This is a genomic window from Paraburkholderia sp. HD33-4, from assembly GCF_021390635.1.
Lineage (GTDB): Bacteria > Pseudomonadota > Gammaproteobacteria > Burkholderiales > Burkholderiaceae > Paraburkholderia.
Genome location: NZ_JAJEJS010000001.1, coordinates 1,858,999 through 1,877,018, shown reverse-complemented (window position 1 = coordinate 1,877,018; position 18,020 = coordinate 1,858,999). Strand labels below are relative to the sequence as shown.

The following is an 18,020-nucleotide window of genomic DNA, read 5'->3' as shown; positions in this document are numbered from 1 at the left end:
CGAGGCCGCGACGGGCTGTGCCTGGGGTTCAGGCCTGGGAGGGAGTGGAGGCAGGAGCGGCGGCTTGCGGTTCGCCTTGCGCGCTGGTTTGCGCGTCGGTGTCCGCGCTCCCGGCGGCATTCGCCGCTTCGGCCTGCGCCGACGCAGCGGCGGCATCCGCTTGCTGGACCGGCTGTTGCGCGGCTACCGGTGCCGCTGCTTCGGCCTGCGGCCTGTCAGCGGACGCGCCTTCGGCCGGTGCACCGGCATCGGTCGGCGCATTCGCGCCCGGCGCCGCTTCGGCGGCCTTCTGCGCACCCTTCGCCGCGCGATGCGCGAGCAGACGCTGCGCGCCGGCCGCTTCCTGCGCCGTGACCTTGCCGGCTTCGACGCCAGCCAGATCGACGCGCGCCGCGCCTTCGACGAGGCTCTTCCAGTAGCGCCCGCCACGGCACCATGTCTTGATCGCGTCGCGCAGTTCGGCTTCGCTCAGCGACAGTTCCTTCGCATGCACGACGAGGTCTTCGAAAATGCCGATCTTCAGCGGCAGCTTCGGGGCCGGATTCTTCGGGAAAGCGACAGGGAAACGCTTTTGCAGACGACCGATCGAGCGCACCACCGGGTCCACCGGCTTGGCGTCCGCCGCCGGCTTCGCGGGCGCGGCGCCCGTAGGTGCGGCGTGGCGTGCCTGCGGGCGGCCGGGCCGCGTGCCCGGCTTGCCGTCCGGCCGACCGCCGGCCTTCGCCGCCGGTTTCGCGCCGGGGCGGCCACCCTGCTTCGTGCCGGGATTGGCACCACGCTCGGCGGATGAGCCAGGATGTGCCCCGGGATTTGAAGCGGGCTTGCCGGGGGACTTCGAAGCGGGGCGTGCGGCCGATTTGCGATCGGGCTTGCCGGCGGACTCGGCGGCGGCGCGCGCCGCGGCCAGTTGCTTCTTCAGTTCAGCGAGTTGTTCGAAACCCATAGTGCACAACCAATCTGTCGATCTGTAAAGACGAGATTGTAGCAGCGTGCGCACACATGCTTGTGACAACCCGAAGCCGGAGTGACGATCGTCAATTCGCGGCCGTGACGGGCGCGTCGGCAGCGGGCGCGCGCAGCCCCGTGACCGACACCCGCAATCCGGGCGCACCGACATTGTTGCGCAGCGACAGCCCGAGCTGATGGCGCTCGGCGATCCGCGCGACGATCGCCAGACCAAGCCCGCTGCCCTCGCCCTTCGACTCCTCGCCGCGATAGAAACGGTCGAACACGCGTTCGAGCTCCGCCTCCGGAATCCCCGAGCCGCTATCGACGACCTCGAAGCCAAGCTGCTCGCCCGTGCGCCGCAGCACCACGTCGACACGGCCGCCGCGCGGCGTATGACGGATTGCGTTATTGATCAGGTTCCCTAACAGCACGCTGATGCTGTGCGGCTCGGCGAGCACCGTATAGGTGTCGTTCGGCGTGCGCGCGTGTTCGCATTCGAGGCCGAGATCGATCTCGCGCAACTCCGCTAGCACGGAACAATCGCTGACCGCCTGCTCGCCGATGCGGCGCAGGCTGACCGGCACCGTCGACGTGACCGGCTGCGCGTCTTCGCGCGCGAGCATCAGCAACTGCTGCACGAGGTGGATGATCCGGTTCACCCGATGCTCGACGCGTTCGAGCGTCTGCCCTTCGCCCCTGAGCGATCCGTCGCGCGACGCCGACTGCAGTTGCAACTTCAGCGCCGCGAGCGGCGAGCGCAACTCGTGCGCGGCGTCGGCGATGAAGGTGCGCTGCGCCTGCGATGCCGTATGCAAGCGCTGCAGCAGATCGTTCAACGCCTCGACGAGCGGCCGGATTTCGACCGGCACCTGGCCGTCGAGCCGCAGCGGTTCGAGCGAGTCGATCGAACGCGTCGCGAGCGCGCGCGACAGCCCGCCGATCGGCGCGAGCCCGCGCGCGACCACCAGCAGCACCAGCACGATCGTCACCGGCAGCAACACGCCGAGCGGCCACAGCGTATGCAGCGCCAGATGCAACGCGAGGTCTTCGCGCACCGAGACCGGTTGCGCGACCTGCACGTAGCGGTCCGTCTGCGCGACGCCGAAGATGCGCCAGTGATACTCGCCGCGCGGCACCGTGTGGAAGCCAGGCGACAGACGCTCGAACACCGGTGCCTGCGCCGAGTGATAGATGGGCGCACCGCTCGTGTCCCAGATCTCGATGACGATGCGGTCGTCGGCGAGAGCGCCGAGGTCGGGGGGACGACGCTCGCGGATGCCCGCGCCGCTCAGCGCCGACGGCAGCGACAGCGCGACGGTGCGCAGTTCGTAGTCGAACAGCTCGCTCGCCTCGCGCCGGGCGGTATGGAAGATTGCGAAAGCCGCGACCATCGACGCCGCCGCCATGCCGAAAATCAGCCAGCCGAGCAGCCAGCGGCGAATCGACGTCATCCGCACCTCTTCAGCCGGTAGCCGACCCCGCGCACGGTCACGACCTGATCCGCGCCGATCTTGCGCCGCAGACTGTGCACATGCACTTCGATCGTGTTGCTGCCGACTTCCTCGCCCCAGCCGTACAGCTTTTCTTCGAGCTCGGCCTTCGTGAACACGCGGGTCGGTTCCTCGATCAGCGCCTGCAGCAACGCGAATTCGCGCGGCACCAGCGGCAGCGGCACGCCGTCCTTGGTGACTTCGTGCGCGGCCGGGTCGAGCGTCAGTTCGCCGTGACTGTAGACCGGCTGCTTCTGGCCGGTGCGCCGGCGCAGCAGCGCGCGAATGCGCGCGGCCAGTTCGTCGAGATCGAACGGCTTGATCAGGTAGTCGTCGGCGCCGGCGTCGAGACCGCGGATGCGTTCGTCGACCGCGTCGCGCGCGGTCAGGATGATCACCGGCGCGGCGCCGCCGTTGCGGCGATACGCGTTCAGCACGTCGATGCCGTCCTTTTTCGGCAGGCCGAGGTCGAGCAGCACGAGGTCGTACACGCCGTTATCGAGCGACAGCTCCGCCGCGCGGCCGTCCTCGGCCCAGTCGATCGCGTAGCCGGCGCGGCGCATCGCGCCCAACACCGATTCCGCGATCATGTCGTCGTCTTCGACCAGTAGCAGGCGCATGGCCTCTCCTCTCCTTGTGCGGTTTTGGCCGCCGCATTATCGGCCGCGGCAGCTTAACGAACCCTTACGGGCTCGTGATGACGCGCCGATTTCGCGCGGCTCGTGTCGCGCGATTCGACGTTAAGCCTGTCTTAAGCGCGCGCTGCGGAAAATCGGTTCCTTTTGCGAGGCTCGTTCGCGAGCCGCTCGCCCCTTCCCATGATTCGCAGGAGCCGGATTTTGCCTGTTTTCCATCCCGTGGCGGCGCTGCGTCGGCGCGCGCTGATGCCGTTGTGCGTGCTGCTGATGAGCGGCTGTGCGATCTATCACCGCGAGCCGCTCGCGCCGCAGGACACCTCGACCTCCGCGCGCTCGCTCGAACGGATCCGCATCGATCCCGCGAGCATGCCGCTGCCCGAACTGGCCGCGCATCGTTTCGATCCCGCCGACGGGCTCGACATCGATGAAGTCGCGATGCTCGCGGTGGCCAACAACCCCGATCTGAAGCTGGCCCGCGACGATCTTGGCATCGCGGGCGCGCAGGCTTATTCAGCGGGTCTGCTGCCCGATCCGCAAGTGAGCATATCGAGCGACTATCCGGGCGCGACAGGCACCACGCGCGCGTTCAATTATGGCCTCAGCATCGACGTGATGGCGATCGTGCTGCGCAGCGCGAACAAACAGTCCGCCGACGCGACGCTCGCGAAGACCAATCTCGGTCTGCTCTGGCAGGAGTGGCAGGTCGTCGCGCAAGCGCGGCAGCTGTTCGTCAAAACCTGGTTCCAGCAGCGCACGCTGCCGCTGTTGCAACAGCAACGCGATCTCGCGCGCACGCGCTACGAGCGCATGGCCGCGGCGCGCGCGGACGGCAATCTGACCGACGATACGCTCACCGCCGCGCTGCTCGCCTACAGCGACGCGCGCAAGCAGTACACCGATGCCGAGCGCGCGGCCGCGCAAACCCATCACGATCTGAATGCGTTGCTGGGCCTCGCGCCGGACGTGCAAGTCCAACTGCAACCGGACAGCAACCACGACGTCGCGCCGCTCTCCGACGCCACGCTCGACTCAGCGCTCGCCGGGCTCGCCCGCCGCCGCCCCGACCTGATCGCGTTGCAGGCCGGCTACGAAGCGCAGGAGCAGAAGTACCGCGCGGCGATTCTGAGCCAGTTCCCGAGTCTGTCGGTCGGCTTCGTGCGGGCACGCGACACGTCGAACATCTACACGAGCGGTTTTCAGATCAACCTGAGTCTGCCGATCTTCAACCGCAATCAGGGCAATGTCGCGATCGAAAAAGCGACCCGTCAGCGGCTTCGCGACGAGTACCAGATCCGCCTGAACCAGGCGTATGCGGACGTCGCCCGGCTGCGCGAAGACAGCGCGATTCTCGCGCGCCAACTTCAGCAGACCGAAGCCGCGCTGCCCGGCGTCGAGCGCGCCGCGCACGACGCCGCGGCGGCCTACGCCGAGCACAACCTCGTGCTCGGCGCCTACACCGACGCGCAAAGCGCCGCGCTCGCGAAACGCATCGACGTCGCGACGCTGCGCGAAGCGCTCGACGAACAACGCGTCGGCTTGCAGGCGCTGCTCGGCAGCGCGATTCCCGACGCTTTCTCTTCCGCTCAGACTTTCATCGACACTCATGCGAAATAGCCCGTTTTCATCGCGGCAGCCGTGGCCGCGCATTGCGGCCGTTGCCGCGCCGCTCGTTTGCGCGGTCCTGCTGTATGCAGCGGCCCACCCGGCTCATGCGGACGACAAGGCCGCCAGCGAAGCGCAACCGTCGGTCGCGGTGCAGACCGTGCGCGTGCAGCGCGCCGCGATCGCGCAGCCGGTCCGCGGCTTCGGAATCGTCGCGGCGAGCGCGTCGAGCCTGACGACGATCAACCTGCCCTATGTCGCGCGGATCGCGCAGATGCGCGTGCAGGCGGGCGAGACCGTCAAACGCGGCACGCCGCTCTTCGTCGTGCAGGCCGATCCTGCCGCGGTGCTTGCCGCAACCCAGGCGCGCAGCGCGCTGACGCTCGCGCAAGGCGAACTCGCGCGTACCCGGTCGCTGTACGACAAGGGTCTCGCGACGCAATCGCAGCTCGCCAGCGCGAGCAAGGCCGTCGACGATGCGCGCGACGCGCTCGCCGCGCAGAATCAGACCGGCGCCGCGAGCGGCAGCAAGGTCGTGACCGCGCCGTTCGACGGCGTGGTGCTGCAGCTGTCCGCGGCGCAAGGCGACCAGGTGCAGGCCGGTGCGGCGATTCTGCAACTCGCGAGCGGCAGCGGCAGCGGCCGCGACGCGCGCGCAAACGTAACGCTCGGCGTCGAGCCCACCGACGCCGCCTCGATCCATCCCGGCGACGTCGTCACGCTGCACGGCCTGTCCACGGCGCTCGCGCAGACGTCGGTCGAAGGCCGCGTGGTGCTCGTCGGTGCCGCGATCGATCCGCAATCGCAACTGGTCAACATCGGCGCGACGGTACCGCTTGCGCAAACGCCGTTCATCCCCGGCACGCGCGTTTCCGGCGACGTCGCCACCCGCACCGGCATGCACTGGATCGTGCCGCGCGCGGCCGTGCTGCGGGATGGCCAGCAAGCCTACGTGTTCCAGATCACGCCGCAAAACAAGGCACACCGCGTCGCGGTGAGCATCGCGGTCGAAAACGGTGATCGCTACGGCGTCGACGGTGCGCTCGACCCGATGCTCGGCGTCGTGACGAGCGGCAACTATGAGCTGAAAGACGGCATGGCGGTACGCGCCGGCGGGGATGGCGCGCGATGAACTTCGGTCAATGGATGCAGACGCATCGCCGCTCGCTGCTGTTCGTCATCGCGTTGCTCGCGATTGCCGGCGCGCTGAGCGCGTTCCGTCTGCCGATCTCGCTGTTTCCGAACGTAGCGTTTCCGCGCGCGGTCGTGTCGCTCGACGCGGGCGACCGCCCCGCCGAGCAGATGACGACGCTCGTCACGATGCCGGTTGAGGAAGCGCTGCGCCGCGTACCGAACGTGCGCGACGTCGACTCGACGACCAGTCGCGGCGCCGCGGAGATCTCGCTGAACTTCGACTGGGGCACCGACATGGCGCAGGCGACGTTGCAGGCGCAATCGGCGATCAGCGAAATTCTCGCGACGCTGCCGCCCGGCACGACGATGCAGGTGCGGCGCATGGACCCGACCGTGTTTCCGGTGCTCGCGTACAGCCTCACGTCGAAGCAACAGCCGCTCGCCGCGTTGCGCGATCTCGCGCAGTTCCAGATGCGGCCGCTGCTGTCGTCGGTGGAAGGGGTCGCGCGCGTCGAGGTGACCGGCGGCGCGCAGGACGAGTTCGAAGTGGCGGTCGATCCCGCCCGCCTCGCCGCGTACAAGCTGTCGCTCGCCGACGTATCGAAGGCGATCGGCGCGAGCAATGTGCTGATGGCGAACGGCCGCATCGAGGACCACGACAAGCTCTACCTGGTGGTCACCAACTCGACGATCACGCAGCTCGACGAACTGCGCAACGTCGTCGTGTCCGCCAACGGCAATGCGAACGGCGCGCAGATCCGTCTGGGCGACGTCGCGACGGTGAACCGGGGCGTGGTGCCGCAATGGATGCGCGTCACCGCCGACGGTCAGGATGCCGTGCTGCTGAACGTGTACCAGCAGCCCGGCGCGAACAGCGTCGCGATGGCGCGCGCGATCCGCGCGAAAATCGCCGCATTCGAGCCGCAGATGCCAGCGGGCGTGCATCTGTCGAACTGGTACGACCAGAGCGAACTCGTGATCGCGTCGGCCACCAGCGTGCGCGACGCGATCATGATCGGCGTCGTGCTCGCGGCAATGACGCTGTTCTTCTTCCTGCGCAACTGGAAGATCACCGCGATCGCGGTCGCGCTGGTGCCGGTCGTGATGGCCGCGACGATCCTGCTGCTCGACGTGTTCGGCATGGGCTTCAACATCATGACGCTGGGCGGTATGGCGGCCGCGGTCGGCCTCGTCATCGACGACGCGATCGTGATGATCGAACACATCGTGCGGCGCATGCGCGAAGCCGGCGCGCGTGCGTTCCACGGCCGCGTGATGGCCGCGGCGCTCGAATTCACGCGGCCGCTCGCCGGTTCGTCGGCGGCGACGCTGATCATCTTCGTGCCGCTCGCGTTTCTGTCGGGCGTGACCGGGGCGTTTTTCAAGGCGCTGTCGCTGACGATGGCGAGCGCGCTGTTCATTTCGTTCCTCGTCACGTGGCTCGCGGTGCCGATCCTGTGCGACCACTGGCTGAAGCCCGAGGACGCCGAGGAGCACGAGGAGACGCGTTTCGCCGCGTGGCTGAACAAGCGCTATGCGCAGACGGTCGGGCGCGTGATCGCAAGGCCGCCGCTCGTGCTGCTGGGTGTCGTGCCGTTGATCGTCGTCGCGGCGTTCGCGTTCACGCGCGTCGGCAGCGGCTTCATGCCGAGCATGGACGAAGGCGGCTTCGTGCTCGACTATCACACGCAGCCGGGCACCTCGATCACCGAAACGGACCGGCTGATGAAGCAGATCGAGCAGATCGTGCGCGCGAATCCGAACGTCGCGACCTATTCGCGCCGCACCGGCGCGGGCCTCGGCGGCGATCTGAACGAACCGAACAAGGGAGACTTCTTCGTGCGGCTGAAGTCCGGCAAGCGCGAACCGATCGACACCGTGATGGAGGAAATCCGCTCGCAGGTCGAAACCCAGGTGCCGGGCGTCAGCATCGAGCTCGCGCAGCTGATGGAAGACCTGATCGGCGATCTGACCGCGGTGCCGCAGCCGGTGCAGATCAAGATCTTCTCCGACGATCCGCACACGCTCGAGACGACCGCGCGCAAGGTCGCCGCGCGCATCGGCCAGATTCAGGGCATCGTCGACGTCAACGACGGCATCAACCCCGCCGGCGACGCCATCGAGCTGCACATCCTGCCCGCCGCTGCCGCGGCCGAAGGCATGGACCCGCAAGCGATCGCGCAGGCCGTCACCGACATGCTCGAAGGCAATGTCGCGACGCAGTTCCAGAGCGGCCCGAAAACGGTCGGTGTGCGCGTGCGCGTGAACGGCGCGCGCCAGATGACCGATACGCAACTCGGTCAGTTACAGATTCGCGCGCCGGACGGCCACCTGTTCGCACTGAAGCGCGTTGCCGATCGTGTGAGCGTCACCGGTCAGCCCGAGATCAGCCGTTCGAATCTGAAGCGCATGGTCGCGGTCACCGCGCGTATCGACGGCCGAGATCTCGGCTCGACGATCGCCGACGTGCAGAAGGCACTCGGCGACGCGAACCTGCTGCCCTCGGGCGTCTATTACGAGCTCGGCGGTCTGTACCAGCAGCAGCAGATCGCGTTCAAGGGCCTGTTGACCGTATTCGGCGCGGCGATCGCGCTCGTCTTCGGCCTGCTGCTGTTCCTGTACGAACGCCTGCGCGTCGCGCTCGCGGTGCTGGCAATGCCGCTGCTCGCGGCCGGCGCGGTGTTCATCGGCCTGTGGATCACCGGCATCGAGCTGAACATCTCCGCGATGATGGGTATGACGATGATCATCGGCATCGTGACGGAAGTCGCGATCTTCTATGTGTCGGAATTGCAGGCGTTGGTGCGCGATGACGAGATGCCCTTCGACGACGCGTTGCAGGCCGCGGGCCGCAACCGTCTGCGGCCGATCGCGATGACGACGATCGCCGCGATCCTCGCGCTGTTGCCGCTCGCGTTCGCGCTGGGGCAAGGCTCGGCGATGCAGCAACCGCTCGCGATCGCGATCATTTCGGGGCTGATCGTGCAGTTGCCGCTCGTGCTGTTGCTGCTGCCGGCGTTGCTGAAGCTGTTGATGAAAAAACGGCCGGTGTGAGCGCGGCCTAAGCCTTGCGCGTTTCGCGAAGCATCGCGCTACGCCAGCACATCGGCGAACCCACCGATCCGCGCGTCGAGCGCGCGGATCGCGGCGGCCACTCTTGGCGACAGCAGCGCCTGCAGCTCGTCGGCATGCCGGTAATCGTGCATACCGTCGCTCAGCGTGTCGCCGGCCAGCGCCGGATGACAGTAGATTTCGCCGACGCCGTGCGGCAGATTGGCGAGCGCGGCGAGCCAGGTCGCCTCGTCCATGCGCCCGCTCGCCGCGATGCCGACCACGTAGTCGTTGTGCGCGATCCCCGCGCGCCCGAGCCGCGTCTTTACGTGCGAGATCCACGGCCGCAGCCACAGCGGCGCATTCGCTTCGAACGGCAGACGCATCGCCTTCATGCCGTAGTCGCGGCCGATGTCGAGGATCAGGCCGAGCACGGTCGGATGCAGATGAAAATGCTTGTGCGTGTTCACGTGGTCGAGCGTGAGGCCGGTCGCGGCGAAGGCTTCGAACTGCGTGCGAATTTCGAGCGCAAGCTGACGGCGCACGTGCGGCAGAAAGAAGAAACGCACGCCGTCGCACACCATGTTGCTGCCGAAGCGGCCATTCTCGTCGAGCAGCGCGGCCACCTGCTCGCGGGGCGCCAGCGCGGCGCCGTCGGCCAGCACCAGATGCAGGCCCACGCGCAGATCCGGCAGCGTGCGCGCGCGCGCGACCGCGTCTTTGGCGGCCGGCGCGCCGACCATCAGGCTCGCGGCGCGCAGCACCCCGTTGCGATGCGCGCGCTCTACCGCGAAATTGACGCGCTGATGCAGGCCGAAATCGTCGGCCGTGATGATCAGTCCGCGCGGCTGGGCCGCCATCGCGCTCTCCATCACGTGAGGCTGTCCAGCCGACCGCCGCGCTCGGCGGGCGGCGTGCCGAGCTGCATCCGCTCGCCGCGCCACACGACGTGCGAACCGAACGCGCTGACGAGCCACTGAAGCGCGAGCAACGTATCGCGCAACGGCACGAGCGGCAGATCGCGCCAGAACGTGCGCGCGCGGCGCGCCGCGCGCAGATGCAGCAGCAGGCGTGCGCCGATACAGAGCGCGGTGGCCGACGCGCTCGCGACCACCGCCGCGACCGGCGCATGAGCACACGTCGCGAGCGACACGGTCAGCCACGCGCTCGTCAACAGCCACGGTGTGGGGAACGTGATCAGCAGCGACACGAAACCCGGCGGATTGACCGAGCGGATCGTGCGCAGCCAGCGCGTTTCGCGCTGCCACAGTGCCGCGAAGGTCGGCTCGATCACGTCGGTGGCGACCATCACGCGCGACAGCACCGTTTGCAGACCGAGCGCGCGCACGTGCTCGGCGAGCCAGTAGTCGTCGGCGAGGCAGTTTTTCAGCGCTTCGAAGCCGCCGATGCGCTCGAGCGTCGCGCGCCGCAACGCGAGCGTCGCGCCGAAACCGAAGCGCCGCGAGCCCATTGCATGGGCGACCCGCACCGAGGGCGCGAACCACTCGTTGATGAACAGCGCACCGACGCGCGGCCAGAAGCCGCCGACGCCGCGCGCGACGTACAGGCACGTGACCACGCCGACGTGCGGGTCCGCGAGCGGCGCGGCGACGCTGTCGAGATAGTCGGAGTCGACCGCGATGTCGCTGTCGGCGATCACGATCACGTCGTGGCGCGCGCGCGTGGCCATGTTGATCAGGTTGCTGACTTTCAGATTGCTGCCGTGCACGCGCGTGTCGATGGCGAGCTCGATGTCGCACTTTGGATAGGCGGCCTGCAAACGGCGCACCACCGCGATGGCGGGATCGTGCGGCGACGACACGCCCAGCACCAGCTGAAAATGCTGATGCCGCTGCTCGCAGAAGGTTCGCAGATTTTCGTAGAGGCGCGGCTCGGCCCCGCACAGCGGTTTGAGCACGCTGACACCGACCTGCGCGAACGGCTCGGCTGGGAGATTGAGCGAATCCAGCAGCGAACGGCCGAGCGCGCGATTGACGGCCCTGCCGCCGTGATGGTTCGATTTATGCCGCGCCGTGAAAAACGGCATGGCGAGCGCGGCGGCTACCGTGTAGATCGAAGCGCTAATGCAACCGGCTAACAGGAGCCACTGGAATGCAATCAACGCGTGCGCCGCCATTGTGTGCCGTCCGTGTCCGTCAGTGCCCGGCCAGCACGAACGGTTGGCCCGTGAGGCGCAGATGGAGCACGACGAGCCACCGGCGCGGACAGTTCGCCGCGATCACGGCAGGCCATGCGCCGCCAGCAGCGCGAATCGCGTAGTCTCGCCGCACCGCACCCTCGACCGCAACCCCGGCAAATTCGCGCGCGATCACCAAACCGCCGATAATCAGCGCGAGCGCGAATAGCCTGAACGATACTGCGGTGAAAAATGCGTCAGAGACCGGCAGTACCGGCAGCGCGGTGCACAGCAGCGCTTCAGTGCCTGCCGCCGTCAGAGACGCGACCAGCAAATGGGCTCGTAGCATGTCGATGGTGACTCGCTTCATAACCTGACTCGTGCGCGGCCTTGCGGCCTGACCGGATGCTGGGAAATGGGCGGGACTCGTCGATACCGTCCATTGACGCCATCGACCAGCATAAAGAATGCCTCGCGCGTCAGTCCATCGAAGTCCTTACGATCAGGTTGCGAAGGTCTGACGGCAACATGGACTCGCACACGCATCACGATCTGCGACGACCATTTTATAGCGCGTCGATGGTATCGATTCAAGCTGAAGGAAACCTTAAGCAGACGCATGGCATAAAGCGGCTAACGAACGGCGTGGTTACACTTCGGAACGCGGCAGATTGTTCGTAGATTTGCATCAATGTCGCTTGCATAAAACTGCAGGACGTTATGCAATAAAACCCCACAATGGAAGAAATGCCTCATGCGCTTACTCCTCGTAGAAGACGACGAGCTCATCGGCTGCGGTGTCGAAGCGGGCCTGCGTCAGGCCGGCTTCACGGTCGACTGGGCACGCGACGGCCACAAGGCCAGCCTTGCGCTCGACACGACTCAATATGCATTGGTGGTACTCGACCTCGGCCTGCCGCGCGTGAGCGGCACGGAGCTGCTAAAACGCGTGCGCGACGCCGGCAATGACGTGCCGGTGCTGGTGTTGACCGCGAAAGGCACCGTCGTCGATCGGGTCGGTGGTCTCGAAGCCGGCGCCGACGATTATCTCGGCAAGCCGTTCGATCTCACCGAGCTGGTCGCGCGGTGCCGCGCGCTGTTGCGGCGCGCACAAGGTCGCAGTATCAATCTGATTCGTTACCAGAATCTGACAGTGAATCCGGCCGCGCAAACGGTGCATATCGACGACGCGCGGGTGCCGCTTACCTCGCGCGAATGGGCGATTCTGATGCAACTGTTGACGAATCTCGGCATTCCCCAGTCGCGCTCGCGGCTCGAAGAAAGCCTCTACGGCTGGCAGGAAGAAATCGAAAGCAATGCGATCGAGGTGCACGTGTCGAACCTGCGCAAGAAGCTCGGCCCAAGCCTGATCAAGACCGTTCGCAACATCGGCTATGTGATGGAGAAAGAATGATCGGCCCGTCGATTCGGCGGCGCCTCGTGCTGCTCGTGCTCGCGAGCATCGTGATCGTATGGGGCAGCGCGCTCATGTCGAGCTACCGGCAGGCGACCCACGAAGTCGCCGAATGGGAAATCGCGCGTCTCGCCGAGCTCGCGCAGATGCTCGCGCTGCTCGATTCGACCAATCTGATGACGCTCGCCAATGCGCGCATCGACGTGCGCGAAGAAGAGAAAGGCGGCGAGCCCGGCGCGAGCGACCTCGACGACGACGACGCGCTGCCGCGCGACGCCCTCTTCCAGGTACGCGCGGCCAACGGCGTCATCCTGGCGGGCAGCCCGCAACTGCACGCGCTGGGCGTGTGGGATTTGCCGCTGCCGCCCGCGAGCGGCACGCAGGACGTCACGCTCGGCGGCCAGCTCTATCACTCGTTCACGTTGCGCGAAACCCCGCTCGGTCACAGCGTGCGCGTGTTCGAGCCGGCCAACACCCGCAGCGACCTGGTGAGCGGTGTCGCGAGCCGCATCGCGCGGCCCACGCTAATCGCGCTGCCGGTGCTCGCGCTGCTCGTGTGGTTCAGCATCGGCTGGAGTCTCGCGCCGCTGAAGGTGCTGTCGGCCGCAATCCGCTCGCGCGACATCAACCGCCTGGAGCCGGTCGACATCGGCCGCGCGCCGCTCGAGGTGCGCCCCCTCGTCGATGCGATCAACCAGGTGCTCGCGCGGCTGCACCATGCGCTCGAACTCGAGCGCGCCTTCACCGCCGATGCCGCGCACGAACTGAAGACGCCGCTCGCCGCGATCAAGGTACAGGCGCAGGTCGCGCTCGCCGAACCCGACGTCGCGCTGCAGCGGCTCGCGATGGAGCGCGTGGTGCAAGGCGTCGATCGCAGCGCGCGGCTCGCCGAGCAGTTGCTGCTGCTCGCGCGGCTCGACGTGCAGGAGAAGCTGCCCACCGAGCCGCTGAGGCCGGCGGCGATCGCGAAAGATGCGCTGCTCGCGAACCGGCGCAATGCGCAGCAGAAGCACATCAACGTGATGCTGGTCGGCGACATGCTCGCCGAAATCGATGCGGAGCCGGTGCTGATCGGCATCCTGTTCGACAACCTGCTCGACAACGCGATCAAGTACGGACGCACGGGCGGCAATATCGAAGTCGCGGTGCGCCACGACGACGAGCGTGTGCAGTTGACCGTGCGCGACGACGGCCCCGGTGTCGCGCCGGACGACCTCGCGCGGCTCACGAGCCGCTTTTTCCGCGCGACCGGCAATCAGGCGACCGGCAGCGGGCTGGGTTTGTCGATCGTGGCGCGGATCGCCGAGCATTTCGGCGCGAGTCTGCAACTGGGCGCCGGGATCGGCAACCAGGGGCTTGCGGTGCGGGTGTCGTTTCCGGCTTATCGTGCGACGCGCTGAAGGCGCGTGGAGACGCTAAAGGCGTGCGGCGAGCGCGTCGAAGACGCGTCGCGCTTTGGGAATTCTTCCGTGGAAAGAGCGAGCGGGAAGCGGCGAGCGGGAAGCGGCGAGTGGGAAACCACCTGCCCCGAACGCTCAGCGCCGCTCGCCGCGCCGGTTCGCGTGAGCTACGCCCGAACGCTGCTCGGCCAGTCCGGCGCGCACGCCGTGCGGCGTGGCATGGGGCCGCGCGCTGCCGGACGCCTCGAAAAGCTGCCACGCGATCAGGCCCGGCACGAACATCAGCAGATCGCGAATGCGCCGCGCGGCCGCGAGCGCGAGACAGGTGGCGGGGTCGAGCCCCAGCGCGCCGCCGATCAGCACGAAGGCGCCCTCCTGCACGCCAAGACCGCCCGGCACGAAGAACGCGGCGCTGCTGACCGCCTGGATCAGCGATTCGATCACGACCGCCTCGACGAGCGTCACGCGCGCGCCGAGGAAATACAGTGCTAGCCAGATTTCGAGCGAGGTCAGCACGCATTGCAGCGGCTGCCAGAAGAACAGATAGCGCAGCACGACCGCGCGGCGGCGCCAGATCACCTTGATCGACTGATCGATCTGCGCGGACTGGCCGACCAGTGCGGTGAGCTTGCCGCTCGTCACACGGTTCGCCACGCGCGTGATGCGCTCGAATGGATTCGCATGTTGCATGAGCCCGAACAGCAGCAGCACCGGCGTCAAGGCGACCACGCCCCACGCGAGCTGCCCGGCGAGGCGCAGCGCGCCCGATTGCGCATTGGCGAACAGAAAACCAATGCCAACCATCGTGAACATCAGTTGGCTGATCACGGTCAGCTGCATGTCGACGATGGTGCTGGCCACCGCCGTCGACGACCTGACGCCCCAGCGCTTGAACATGCGGAACGACACGAGTTCACCGCCGATCCGCGCGACCGGCAGCATGCAGTTGACCGATTCGCGCACCCACACCAGATGCATCATCCTGCCGAAGCTGGGGCGGTTCGCGCCGCGAATCAGCGAGCGCCAGTCGCAGGCGTTGGCGATCATGGGCAGCACGTGCGCGAACGCGGCCAGCACGAGGCCCCCGCCGGCCACGCGCAAGGCGCTCAGCACCGCGCGCGGATCCTCGCGCCACACGAGCCACAACGAGATGAGCAAGCCGGCGAGCGCAGCCGCGCGGCCCAGATGCTTCATCATGCGGGCACCTCGCATACGACCCTGGTATTCGTGATGCGCCGCACTCGGCGTGCCACGGCATGCGTCGCCGTGCGCACCGCCGCCCGGGCCACCGGGGTGCCGCCGTGCGTCTCCAGGGCGCTCCCATTACGCCCGCTCAATACTTCTTCGATCATTGCCTGCCCAATCCGCCGTTCGTTCGTCATTCGTCCTGCGCCGCCGACAGCAGCCCATCGCCGTCGACCTTGAAGCTGAAGCCCCGCCAGATCACCCGCGACGAGCGGAAGCTCGCGACGAAAATCGCAAACGATACGATATCCCATAACGGCAGCAGCCACAGATCGCGGCAGCGCTGGCGCAGCGCGCGATCCGCGCGCCACTTCAACCCGAGACGCGCGAGCAGCGCCGCTGCCGCGAGCCCCCACGCCCACGGCGCGCCGCCCGAGCAAGCGAGCGCGAGCAGCGCGAACGGCAACGGATGCACGAGCGCCGTGCCGAAGTGTCCGAGCGGATCGATGCGGCGAATCGTGCGGCTCCAGCGCAGCTCGTGCGTCACGAGTTGCGCCGCGCTCGCTTCGACACACGCATGCGCGATCGCGAACGGCGGAATCGCGACCTGCTCGCCCACCGCGCGCACCGCCGCGCCGATCTCGTAATCCTCGGCCAGATGCTGCACGAACGGCTTGAAGCCGCCGATCCGCTCATAGGTGTCGCGCCGCATCGCGATGGTCTGGCCGAAGCACGGCCGCGCGAGCCCGAGCGCGAGACCGGTGACGACGCCCGGCAGGAACTGGTAGTTGGTCGCGATCGCCGACAGCCGCGGCCAGAAGCCCGGATCGGGCTGCCCGCGATACGCGCAGGTGACGAGCCCGACACCCGGCTTCTCCAACTCGCCGATCACGTTGCGCAGATAGTCGGGACCGACCCATACGTCGCTGTCGGCGAACACGAGCACGTCGTGGCGCGCCTGCGGCAGCATGTTGAGGATGTTGCTGATCTTGCGGTTCGGGCCGTACAGACGCGCATCGGCGACCACGGTGATGTCCGCCTGCGGATGCAGACGCCGCAGCTCGTCGACGGTTCGCAGCGCGGGGTCGGCGGAGTCGTGCACGCCGAACACGAATTGCACGGGCCCTGGATAGTCTTGTGCGCAGAAGCTCGACAGATTGTCGAGCAACGCCCACTCGTTGCCATGCAACGGCTTGATAACCGTAATGGAGGGAAAGCTGGAGGGTTCGGCCACCGCCCCCGCGAAGAAGCGCCCGATCAGCGCGCTCGCGAGCACGGTGTAGCCGATGCCGACAACGGCCGCCGCCGCGCACGCATAAGCGAGCGTGACGGCGACGAGGTGCGCGGCGCTCACGCCTCGTGCGCGCGCAGGAAGCGGAAAAATTCGACGCCTTCGCGCAGGCGCCGTTTCATCATGTCCCAGCTCGTCAGCATTTCGCGCAGAATCTCCCAGATCTTCGACGGCCGGAAATAGAAGCGCTTATAGAAGTTTTCGAGCTGGTGGTACATCTCGTCACGCGACAGATGCGGATAGCCGATCGCCGCCAGCTGCACGCCTTCCTTGCTGACGAGATTGATCACCTTGTTCTCCGCGAGCCAGCCGTTTTCGACCGCCTGGTTATAGAGCGTGGTGCCCGGGTACGGCGCGGCGAGCGACACCTGGATGGTGAGCGGATTGATTTCCTTCGCGTACTCGATGGTCTTCTGGATCGTTTCCGGCGTCTCGCCCGGCAGGCCAAGAATGAAGGTGCCATGCACCTTGATGCCGAGCGTGCGGCAGTCCTGCGCGAAGCGCCGCGCGATGTCCGTGCGCAGGCCCTTCTTGACGTTCAGCAGGATCTGGTCGTCGCCGGATTCGTAGCCGACCAGCAGCAGGCGCAGGCCGTTGTCCTTCATGATCTTCAGCGTCGAGTAAGGCACGTTGGCCTTCGCGTTGCACGACCACGTGACGCCCAGCTTGCCCATGCCTCGCGCGATTTCTTCGGCGCGCGGCTTGAAGTCGGTGAACGTGTCGTCGTCGAACATGATCTCCTTGACTTCAGGCATGTTGTCGCGGATCCACTTGACTTCCTCGAGCACGTTCTCGACCGAACGCACCCGATAGCGATGGCCGCCGACCGTTTGCGGCCACAGGCAGAACGTGCACTTCGAGCGGCAGCCGCGGCCGGTGTACAGCGAGACGTACGGATGCTTCAGGTAGCCGTTGAAGTAGTTCTTGATCGTCAGATCGCGCTTGTAGATCGGTGCGACGAATGGCAGTTCGTCCATGTTCTCGAGGATCGGGCGCGCTTCGTTGTGCTCGATCGAGCCGTCGGGCGCGCGATAGCTCAAGCCCAGGATCTGCGCGAACGGCTTGCCTTCGGCGATTTCCTTGCAGGTGTAATCGAATTCCTCGCGACAGACGAAGTCGATCGCCTCGGTCGCGGTCAGAGAATTGTGCGGATCGACCGCGACCTTCGCGCCGACCATGCCGATCAGCAGCGACGGCTTGCGCTTCTTGAGGTCCTGGGCGAACAGCGCGTCGGTCGGGAAGGATGGCGTGCTGGTGTGAATCACCACCAGCTCGTATTGCGTGGCGATGTCGAGCGCGGCTTCGACGGACAGCCCGTCTGCCGTGGCGTCGAGCACGCGGCTATCGGGAACGAGTGAGGCGGGTTGTGCGAGCCACGTCGGATACCAGAACGAGCGAACTTCACGCTTGGCCTGATAGCGCGAACCCGCGCCACCATCGAAGCCGTCGTACGACGGCGCCTGCAAGAACAGGGTTTTCATGGATGCTCCAGCAAGCCTTTATAGGCGCTTTCGGTTTTCAGTCGGGAATCTATCTGTTCCATTGCCCGAATGCAGATCGAGAAAGCCTGCGCTCGACATGCACGTAGCGGCGGCCGCGGTCCGGAAAGGCCACGGGCAGTGGCGCAAATAGTACGGAGCAAAGCTGAAGGAAACCTGAAGAATAATACTGCGTTCAGGCCGCGAACGGCATGCTCTTATGGAACGATTTATTGCGATCGACCCAGTCGT

14 protein-coding genes are annotated in these 18,020 nt (G+C 66.9%); 5 read left to right on the top strand and 9 right to left on the bottom strand.

Annotation, left to right across the window (positions count from 1 at the left end):
• Positions 1-28: 28 nt before the first annotated feature.
• From L0U84_RS08275 to L0U84_RS08265, 3 genes are all read right to left on the bottom strand, one after another.
• Positions 29-943, bottom strand: a complete 915-nt coding sequence (locus L0U84_RS08275; RefSeq protein ID WP_233849176.1) for a ProQ/FinO family protein — start codon at positions 941-943, stop codon at positions 29-31.
• 91 nt (positions 944-1,034) lie between these two features.
• Entirely contained in the window at positions 1,035-2,399 is a 1,365-nt protein-coding gene (locus L0U84_RS08270; protein WP_233849175.1) for a sensor histidine kinase, read from the bottom strand.
• Positions 2,396-3,058 (bottom strand): response regulator, encoded by a 663-nt coding sequence (locus L0U84_RS08265; protein ID WP_018417800.1) that lies wholly within the window; start codon positions 3,056-3,058, stop codon positions 2,396-2,398. The genes L0U84_RS08270 and L0U84_RS08265 overlap by 4 nt, the downstream gene beginning before the upstream one ends.
• A gap of 219 nt (positions 3,059-3,277) precedes the next feature.
• Between L0U84_RS08265 and L0U84_RS08260 the strand changes: the two genes are divergently transcribed.
• The 3 genes from L0U84_RS08260 to L0U84_RS08250 are packed head-to-tail and all read left to right on the top strand — an operon-like array spanning position 3,278 to position 8,866.
• Positions 3,278-4,690 (top strand): TolC family protein, encoded by a 1,413-nt coding sequence (locus L0U84_RS08260; RefSeq protein WP_233849174.1) that lies wholly within the window; start codon positions 3,278-3,280, stop codon positions 4,688-4,690.
• Positions 4,680-5,810, top strand: coding sequence for an efflux RND transporter periplasmic adaptor subunit (locus L0U84_RS08255; RefSeq protein WP_233849173.1), 1,131 nt, complete (start codon positions 4,680-4,682; stop codon positions 5,808-5,810). Before L0U84_RS08260 ends, L0U84_RS08255 begins: the two co-directional genes overlap by 11 nt.
• The gene (locus L0U84_RS08250) at positions 5,807-8,866 is read left to right on the top strand and encodes an efflux RND transporter permease subunit (RefSeq protein ID WP_233849172.1); all 3,060 of its coding nucleotides are present in this window, start codon (positions 5,807-5,809) and stop codon (positions 8,864-8,866) included. The genes L0U84_RS08255 and L0U84_RS08250 overlap by 4 nt, the downstream gene beginning before the upstream one ends.
• Positions 8,867-8,904: 38 nt before the next feature.
• Here the strand turns inward: L0U84_RS08250 and hpnK are convergent, their stop codons facing one another.
• From hpnK to L0U84_RS08235, 3 genes are read right to left on the bottom strand one after another with little or no spacing between them, the layout of a single operon-like run.
• Positions 8,905-9,723, bottom strand: a complete 819-nt coding sequence (hpnK, locus tag L0U84_RS08245) for a hopanoid biosynthesis-associated protein HpnK (RefSeq protein WP_233849171.1) — start codon at positions 9,721-9,723, stop codon at positions 8,905-8,907.
• Between the two features lie 11 nt (positions 9,724-9,734).
• A complete protein-coding gene (hpnI, locus tag L0U84_RS08240; RefSeq protein WP_233849170.1) occupies positions 9,735-11,000 on the bottom strand; it encodes a bacteriohopanetetrol glucosamine biosynthesis glycosyltransferase HpnI in 1,266 nt (421 codons plus the stop codon).
• A 19-nt stretch (positions 11,001-11,019) separates the two neighbouring features.
• Entirely contained in the window at positions 11,020-11,370 is a 351-nt protein-coding gene (locus L0U84_RS08235) for a hypothetical protein (protein WP_233849169.1), read from the bottom strand.
• A gap of 384 nt (positions 11,371-11,754) precedes the next feature.
• On the opposite strand from L0U84_RS08235, the gene L0U84_RS08230 reads away from it, so the two are divergent.
• A complete protein-coding gene (locus L0U84_RS08230) occupies positions 11,755-12,414 on the top strand; it encodes a response regulator (RefSeq protein WP_233849168.1) in 660 nt (219 codons plus the stop codon).
• Positions 12,411-13,814, top strand: a complete 1,404-nt coding sequence (locus L0U84_RS08225) for an ATP-binding protein (RefSeq protein WP_233849167.1) — start codon at positions 12,411-12,413, stop codon at positions 13,812-13,814. The genes L0U84_RS08230 and L0U84_RS08225 overlap by 4 nt, the downstream gene beginning before the upstream one ends.
• A gap of 135 nt (positions 13,815-13,949) precedes the next feature.
• Here the strand turns inward: L0U84_RS08225 and L0U84_RS08220 are convergent, their stop codons facing one another.
• The 3 genes from L0U84_RS08220 to hpnJ all read right to left on the bottom strand — a co-directional run bounded on the left by L0U84_RS08220 (position 13,950) and on the right by hpnJ (position 17,771).
• Positions 13,950-15,011 carry a lysylphosphatidylglycerol synthase domain-containing protein gene (locus L0U84_RS08220; protein WP_233849166.1) on the bottom strand — a complete coding sequence of 354 codons (1,062 nt, stop codon included), beginning with the start codon at positions 15,009-15,011 and terminating at the stop codon, positions 13,950-13,952.
• 181 nt (positions 15,012-15,192) lie between these two features.
• Positions 15,193-16,353, bottom strand: a complete 1,161-nt coding sequence (gene hpnI, locus L0U84_RS08215) for a bacteriohopanetetrol glucosamine biosynthesis glycosyltransferase HpnI (RefSeq protein WP_233849165.1) — start codon at positions 16,351-16,353, stop codon at positions 15,193-15,195.
• A complete protein-coding gene (hpnJ, locus tag L0U84_RS08210; protein ID WP_233849163.1) occupies positions 16,350-17,771 on the bottom strand; it encodes a hopanoid biosynthesis associated radical SAM protein HpnJ in 1,422 nt (473 codons plus the stop codon). The genes hpnI (L0U84_RS08215) and hpnJ overlap by 4 nt, the downstream gene beginning before the upstream one ends.
• Positions 17,772-18,020: the final 249 nt, after the last annotated feature.